Here is a 7282-nt window from a genome sequence, read left to right as displayed (position 1 = left end):
GCCAAGCGGCTGGGCGCGGTGATCGAGGCCTCCGATGTGCGCCCCGCGGTCAAGGAGCAGATCGAATCGCTCGGCGCCAAGTTCCTCGACGTGCCCTTCCTCACCGATGAAGAGCGCGAGATCGCCCAGGGCGTGGGCGGCTATGCCCGCCCGATGCCGCCGGACTGGATGAAGCGCCAGGCCGAGCTGGTGCACCAGCGCGCGGTCCAGGCCGACATCGTCATCACCACCGCACTGATCCCGGGCCGCAAGGCGCCGGTGCTGCTGCAGGAAGCCACCGTGGCGCAGATGAAACCCGGCTCGGTGGTGGTGGACCTGGCCGCCGCGCAGGGCGGCAACTGCCCGCTGACGGTGGCCGACGAAGTGGTCGAGCGCCACGGCGTCGTGCTGGTCGGACACACCAACCTCGCCAGCATGATCGCGGCCGACGCCTCGGCGCTGTACGCGCGCAACGTGCTGGACTTCCTCAAGCTGCTGATCGACAAGGACGGCAAGCTCGTGATCAATACCGACGACGACATCATCGCGGCCTGCCTGATGACGCGGCGCGAAGAACTGGCGCTGGCCAGCTGATCCGGCATTCAAGGAGATATCGATGGAAATGGTTAGCCACACGGTGATCAACCTGATCATCTTTGTACTGGCGATCTACGTGGGCTACCACGTGGTCTGGACGGTCACCCCCGCGCTGCACACGCCGCTGATGGCGGTGACCAATGCGATCTCGGCCATCATCATCGTCGGCGCCATGCTGGCCGCCGGCCTGACCGAGGGCTATGTTGGCCGCGCCATGGGCACGCTGGCAGTGGCGCTGGCTGCCGTCAATGTGTTCGGCGGCTTCCTGGTCACGCAGCGCATGCTGGAGATGTTCAGGAAGAAGGCACCCAGGGCGCAGCCCGAAGCCAAGGGGCAGCCCGGCGGAAAGCTGGCGGAGGTGGCGCAATGAATGGCCTGTCGATGAATATGGTGACGCTGTCCTACCTGGGCGCGTCCGTGTGCTTTATCCAGGCGCTCAAGGGGCTGTCACACCCGACCACGGCGCGGCGCGGCAATGTCTTCGGCATGGCCGGGATGGTGGTCGCGGCGCTTACCACGGTGGCGCTGATCTTCAAGCTGAAGAGTGGGTTGTTGTCCGGCGGGGCGGACCCGTCCGCGCCGGGCACCGGCCTGGCGCTGATCCTGGCCGCGCTGGTGGTGGGCGGCGGCATCGGCGCCTATGTGGCGAAGAAGGTGCAGATGACCAAGATGCCGGAACTGGTGGCGGCGATGCACTCGCTGATCGGCCTGGCCGCGGTGTTTATCTCGGTGGCGGCAGTGGCGGAGCCCGCTGCCTTCGGCATCACGGCTGCCGGTTCGCACGACATTCCGCTGGGCAACCGCATCGAGCTCTTCATCGGCTGCTTCGTCGGCGCCATCACCTTCTCGGGCTCGGTGATCGCCTTCGGCAAGCTGGCCGGGCGCTACAAGTTCCGCCTGTTCCAGGGCGCGCCGGTGGTGTTTGCCGGCCAGCACTGGCTGAACCTGCTGCTGGCGGTGGCGATGGTGGGCTTCGGCATTGCGTTCTTCCTGACGCAGGCGTGGATGCCGTTCCTGGTCATGCTGGCGCTCGCCTTCGTGCTGGGCGTGCTGATCATCATCCCGATCGGCGGCGCCGACATGCCGGTGGTGGTGTCGATGCTGAACTCATATTCGGGCTGGGCAGCAGCGGGCATCGGCTTCTCGCTGAACAACCCGATGCTGATCATCGCCGGCTCGCTGGTGGGGTCAAGCGGTGCCATCCTCTCGTACATCATGTGCAAGGCGATGAACCGCTCGTTCTTCAACGTGATCCTGGGCGGCTTCGGCGGCGATGCGTCGGCTGGCGCGGCCGCCGGCGCGCAGGCGCAGCGCAACGTGAAGTCCGGCTCGGCCGACGACGCCGCCTTCCTGATGGGCAACGCCGAGACCGTGATCATCGTCCCCGGCTACGGCCTGGCGGTGGCGCGCGCGCAACACGCCCTGAAGGAACTGACCGAAAAGCTGGCCGAGAAGGGCGTGACCGTCAAGTACGCGATCCACCCGGTGGCCGGCCGCATGCCGGGTCACATGAACGTGCTGCTGGCCGAGGCCGAGGTGCCGTACGACCAGGTCTTCGAGATGGAAGACATCAACAGCGAGTTCGGCCAGGCCGACGTGGTGCTGGTGCTGGGCGCCAACGACGTGGTCAACCCCGCGGCCAAGACCGATCCCAAGTCGCCGATCGCCGGGATGCCGATCCTGGAGGCGTACAAGGCCAAGACCATCATCGTCAACAAGCGCTCGATGGCAGCCGGCTATGCCGGCCTGGACAACGAGCTGTTCTACATGGACAAGACCATGATGGTGTTCGGCGACGCCAAGAAGGTGGTCGAGGATATGCTCAAAGCAACGGACTGATCCCGACGAAGACCGGGAGGAGGTGGTGCAAGCCACTGGGCGAAGGCAGCCACGTCCGCTCTAAGACGGCCATCCCAAAATATCATACGGTCTGTGTTTGCAGGCACTCTATTTTTATGACAGATGTTATTATAAATAGACTGAAAACAGAGTTGCGTAGCGCCTGACCGCTCCTGGAACGCCTCGGCCGCAGGAAGATCGCAACGGCCTGCCAGGGAGGATGATCGACATGAGCACAGCTTTTAGCAATTCCGACATGCAGGGAAACATCCAGCGCGTGGATTTCGGGCGCGTTTCGGTCTTCTTCGGCGAGAAAAGCGGAAAGTATCCCGACGGAAATCAGGTATTGATACGAGGCTCGGAGACTCGCGCGGCGTTCGACACGCCGCTTGTCGCGAACTACATCGGCCCCGAGTTTGACGCGACCGAGCTGGTGGTGATGGGCCATGTACATGAGGACCATATGGCCGGTTTGCATCGTCTTCCGTATGCATCGGTATATGTGCACGAACTGGATTTACCAGCGGCAAGGAGCTGGGAGGGCATGATCGCCGCTTTCGGCAATGCGGAGTACGCATCGGAGACGCTGCTCAAGTTCCAGCGCGAATTCTTTTATGCGCCGCGGCCTGATGCGCAAGGCTACGTCGATGGCGCGTGCTGGGATCTGGGGCAGGCCGGCATTCGCGCTTTCCACCTTCCAGGGCACACCGCGGGCCACACCGTTCTTCTTGTTGAACCGGAGGGAGTGGCTTTCACGGGCGACATCGACCTGACTGGATTTGGGCCTTACTATGGCGACGCGGGGTCCAGCCTGGCGGACTTTCGTCGCAGCCTGGCACGGCTGCCCGAGATTCCGGCCAAGGTTTGGGTTACGTCCCATCACCGGGGCGTCTACACCGATCGCGAGCACTTCCTGCGTGATCTCGCTGCCTATGTGGCCAAGCTGGACGAGCGCGAACAGCGCCTGATGGCCATGCTGCGCGAATCGCCAAAGACACTGGCGCAGCTGGTCGACCTGCGGCTGCTGTATCCGCCGGGCTATGAAGGCTTGTGGGTGGTCAACGCCGAGACCCGTACGATTTCCCAGCATCTGGCGGAGCTGCTGGCTGACGGGCAGGTTGAGGTGAGTGAAGACGGCGTCTATCGGATGAGGTGACATACCTTGGAGGCCATTTCGGCGGTGGCGCTCGGGCCATGTCCCGATGCAGATCGCTGAAGCAGCATCGCATCGGGTTGGCATCGGCAACGGTTTGAGGATATCCGTCGCGCTCAGAAGTTGTGGCGGATACCTAGTGCGGCGCCGAACATGCTGGTCTTGCCAGCACCGGGCTGATAGCCGTTGTTGAACGCAATGGATGCGGTGTCCAGGCACAGGCCGGCATTCTTCGCATAGGCGGTGGTCAGGTACAGGTCCGTACGCTTGGAGAGGCGGTAGTCGGCGATGAACATCAGCTGCCTCGGATTGCCGGCAGGCCTCAGCGCCGGCAAGGTCGAGGGCCGGAACGTCTGGTAGTAGTAGTCCAGCGTCAGGCTCAGGGCAGGCGTCATCTCGTAGTAGACGCCAGCCCAGTACAGATTGTCGCGCGTCAGTGTCTGCCCCGGCGCAGTCGACATGCCCCAGCGGTATCCACTCATGAAGATCGCGGGCCCGACGGCGTAGCTGGCTGCTGCGGCGGCCTTCTTGAATGTGCCGGTACCGGCGAAGTTGCTATTGCCGATGATGCTCGGGTTCACCTGATCATAGGTCACGGTAGCGCTGAACGGCCCTGCCGTATAGGACGCCCGGGCACCATATCCGGTATCGCGGCGAAATTGGCCCGGAACCTCTCCCGATCCGCCAAGGCGGCCGAGGTCCACGGTGCCGCTGCTTCCGCCGGTGCCAAAGCTCCAGTGGGCCCCGACGCTGACCGGACCGAAGGTCCCGGAATACTTGACGGTGTTGTCTTCGCGGTACACCGGTCCGATCTGGGCGATGACGGGTTCATACAGGCTCGACATGGCGGCCGGCGAGAAGTTGGCCAGTGCCTCGAGCATCGAGGTGTATTGGCGCCCGAAGGTGATCTTGCCGTAGGTGGCGCTCTGCAGGCCGATGAATGCCTGCCGGCCAAACAGGCGGCCGCCTTGCTGCAGGGTGCCATCGTCGCCGCCGACGCCGCTTTCCAGCACAAAGACACCGCTCACGCCGCCGCCGAGATCCTCCACGCCGCGCAGACCCCAACGCGAACCAGACAGGCCTTCGCCGTTCAGCGCGTATCGATTGGCCGAGCCGCCGCCCGCGCTCTTGAAGTTGGTATCGATCTCAAGGTTGGTGTCCAGCGTACCGTACAACGTGATGGAGGACTGAGCATGTGCCGCGCCTGCGAAGGCACCAAGTGCTGCCAGTGCGATAACAGGCGTCGTGCCCCAGTTGCGTGCCACATTGCGCGGCACTCGGTGTTTCTCCTCACGGCGCTGTTCCATGACGACGGCATCATCCTTGCTCAACGCATTACGCCTGAATGCATCCATCAACAATCTCCATGTTTGTCAGTTGCCTGGCGGCCGCATGCAAGGACATCGGCCGCGCACTCTTTCTGAAGTCCTGCCCGGCGATTCGCGCGAATCTTGAATTAGCATAACGAGCGTGATGTTAAATAGAAAGGTCGGGTATTCCCTGCGTGGTCCCGGCAAGGAGAGGGGAACAGGCGTTGCCATTTGCTGGCGTGTGCGGACGCAGGCTGCGTGATTCGGATGGAACGGTCCGCACCTGGGAGTTGCTGGAGGCGAGAACGCTGGAGAGGCTAGAATCAGAACATAACGTCGATTCTGTAAAATCAGGCTCCTGGCGGCTAACCAGTGGGCATCCAGTTATCGAGATTTTCAAGAGACAGAACAGAACAATGGACAGCGACGACGATATCGAGCAGGTCTCAACCCGGGGTCGTCCGGTCGGCGACCGCGAAGCGAAGCGCAAGGAGCTGCTGCGCGCGGCATCAATGGTGATTGCACAGGAGGGATATGCCAACGCATCGCTGCGCAAGGTTGCCAAGCATGCGGGCTACACCACTGGCGCGGTGACGTATTACTTCGCGAACAAGGAAGAGCTGGTGGTGGCGCTGATGGAAAGCGCATTCGACCGTTTCGACGCGATGCTGGAGTCGGCCCGGGAAAGGGGTGACATCCTCGCGCCGTTCGAAAGCTGGATCAGGCTGACGGACCGCAGCACGAGGTTCTGGCCGGCGACATCGGAGTTGCTGGCGCAGGGGCGACACGAGCCAGCGTTTGCGGAAGTCATCGCCAGGCGCTACGCGCGTTATCGCCGCTTGCTCGCCGCCATTGTCAAGGACGCTCAGGAACGGGGGACGGTCCGCAACGATATTTCGGCAGACATCCTCACCGACCAGCTCGTTGCCATGGGCGACGGGTGGATGATGATGTACCCCATCGAGCCCAAGCGATTCACGCCAAAGCGAATGCGGGCGCTGATCGATGCCCTGGCGGTGCTGGTTGCGCCTGTGCCAGGCGAGCAGAAGCCTGGCGGACGGGCGGCGCGCGCGTAGCACCGGATCAGGGATGATGGGCGCCATCCAGGGCGCGAGCGACGTCAGCGGCAGCCCTGGTGCCGGTCTCGATGGCACCGTCGATGCCGCCAACCCCGATCGGCGCTATGTCCGCTCCTGCGAAATGGATGCGGCCGTGGGGCCGTCGCATCAAGGGAGCTGCCTGCGTCAGATTGCCGGGGCGGTGATGCATCCATCCGCCTTTGGAAAACGGGTCGTTCGCCCAATCCTGGCAGACGGTGTCCACCACTTCGATGTCCGGAATAAAGTCCCGCAGCGCCTGCTGTACTGCCTCGCGGTCATTGCCGTCCAGCGTTGAGGGATCGGCGCAGAAGCACACCACCAGCGTATCGCCATCGTCGCGGCGTTCGGCATGGGCGGTATTGATGGGATGCTTGCCCGCCGGCGCATAGATCACGAAGGGCTCGATCTCGCCCCTGACCCGTACCCAGATCTTGCTGGGCATGATCGGGTTCTTTTGTTCGATCATGGCGCGCACGGGTTGCGGCAGCGCAGGCGTGACGGAAAACTCGCTCAGCATGTTCAGCGGCAATGCCACCACGGCGCGCCGGGCCCGGATATGCTGTCCATCGCGGGTGGCCACAATGACCTCGTGCCCATTGTCATCGACTGCGGCCACCGGCGTCGAAAGGCGCAACTCGGCTTTCGACTCGGCGCTCATGGCGTCGATCAGGCGACCGGTGCCGCCCTCGATCGGCCAGTGCCCGGCGATTTCCTTGAACGCGCTCCAGTTGCCGAAGCAGATCGCGCACCAGAACAGCAGTTGCGCGAGCCCCTGTTCGTGTTCGGAGCAAACCAGGATGGACATCGCGTTGACCAGCAGGTCACGGTCGTGCGCGGAGAGTTCAAGCGCGTCAAGCCGGTCGCCGATGGTCTGCCTGTCGATCGCGCTGACATCGGCGGCTGCCAGGTCATCTACCTGGGGAAAGTGCATCCGGGCATCGGCAAAGAAGCGGGCGACCAGCGGCGCGGTCAGTTGGTGGAGTTGCTCCCACGTCCCGACGTGTACCACGCCGCCGGCGTACCAGTAAGCTCTGGTCACCGGCATCGGTGTCGCCAGGCCGATGCCATAGCGCTTGAGTTCGCGCCACACATGCGCCTGGGTCCAGTGCACGTAGGTGCCGCCCAGATCGAGGTGCAGGCCAAGGGCCTTTCCCCACCAGGTCCGGCCGCCAATCCGTTCACGCGCTTCGAGCAGTACCACTGAATGGCCTGCCATGCTGAGGTCCCGTGCAGCAGTAACGCCCGCAAAGCCAGCGCCAATCACGGCAACATCGTACAGATCTGTCATGAGTACATCCGTAGTG

At 63.5% G+C, this 7282-nt stretch carries 6 protein-coding genes and 1 pseudogene; 5 read left to right on the top strand and 2 right to left on the bottom strand.

Annotation, left to right across the window (positions count from 1 at the left end):
* The 4 genes and pseudogenes from C265_RS12815 to C265_RS12800 all read left to right on the top strand — a co-directional run.
* A pseudogene (locus C265_RS12815) lies at positions 1-573 on the top strand (NAD(P)(+) transhydrogenase (Re/Si-specific) subunit alpha); the annotation flags it as partial.
* A gap of 22 nt (positions 574-595) precedes the next feature.
* Positions 596-946, top strand: coding sequence for an NAD(P) transhydrogenase subunit alpha (locus tag C265_RS12810; protein WP_010814610.1), 351 nt, complete (start codon positions 596-598; stop codon positions 944-946).
* Entirely contained in the window at positions 943-2415 is a 1473-nt protein-coding gene (locus tag C265_RS12805; protein ID WP_010814609.1) for an NAD(P)(+) transhydrogenase (Re/Si-specific) subunit beta, read from the top strand. The genes C265_RS12810 and C265_RS12805 overlap by 4 nt, the downstream gene beginning before the upstream one ends.
* A gap of 229 nt (positions 2416-2644) precedes the next feature.
* The gene (locus C265_RS12800) at positions 2645-3571 is read left to right on the top strand and encodes an MBL fold metallo-hydrolase (protein ID WP_010814608.1); all 927 of its coding nucleotides are present in this window, start codon (positions 2645-2647) and stop codon (positions 3569-3571) included.
* Between the two features lie 113 nt (positions 3572-3684).
* Here the strand turns inward: C265_RS12800 and C265_RS12795 are convergent, their stop codons facing one another.
* Positions 3685-4923, bottom strand: coding sequence for a porin (locus C265_RS12795; protein WP_010814607.1), 1239 nt, complete (start codon positions 4921-4923; stop codon positions 3685-3687).
* A gap of 371 nt (positions 4924-5294) precedes the next feature.
* Here C265_RS12795 and C265_RS12790 point away from each other — a divergent pair, with 371 nt between their 5' ends.
* Positions 5295-5954, top strand: coding sequence for a TetR/AcrR family transcriptional regulator (locus C265_RS12790; RefSeq protein WP_010814606.1), 660 nt, complete (start codon positions 5295-5297; stop codon positions 5952-5954).
* 7 nt (positions 5955-5961) lie between these two features.
* Here C265_RS12790 and C265_RS12785 read toward each other — a convergent pair whose 3' ends face one another.
* Entirely contained in the window at positions 5962-7266 is a 1305-nt protein-coding gene (locus C265_RS12785) for an NAD(P)/FAD-dependent oxidoreductase (RefSeq protein WP_010814605.1), read from the bottom strand.
* Positions 7267-7282: the final 16 nt, after the last annotated feature.

The sequence above is a fragment of the Cupriavidus sp. GA3-3 genome (assembly GCF_000389805.1).
Classification (GTDB): domain Bacteria; phylum Pseudomonadota; class Gammaproteobacteria; order Burkholderiales; family Burkholderiaceae; genus Cupriavidus; species Cupriavidus necator_D.
Note: the sequence above shows the minus strand (reverse complement) of the source record. Positions and strands in the feature narration are given on the sequence as shown.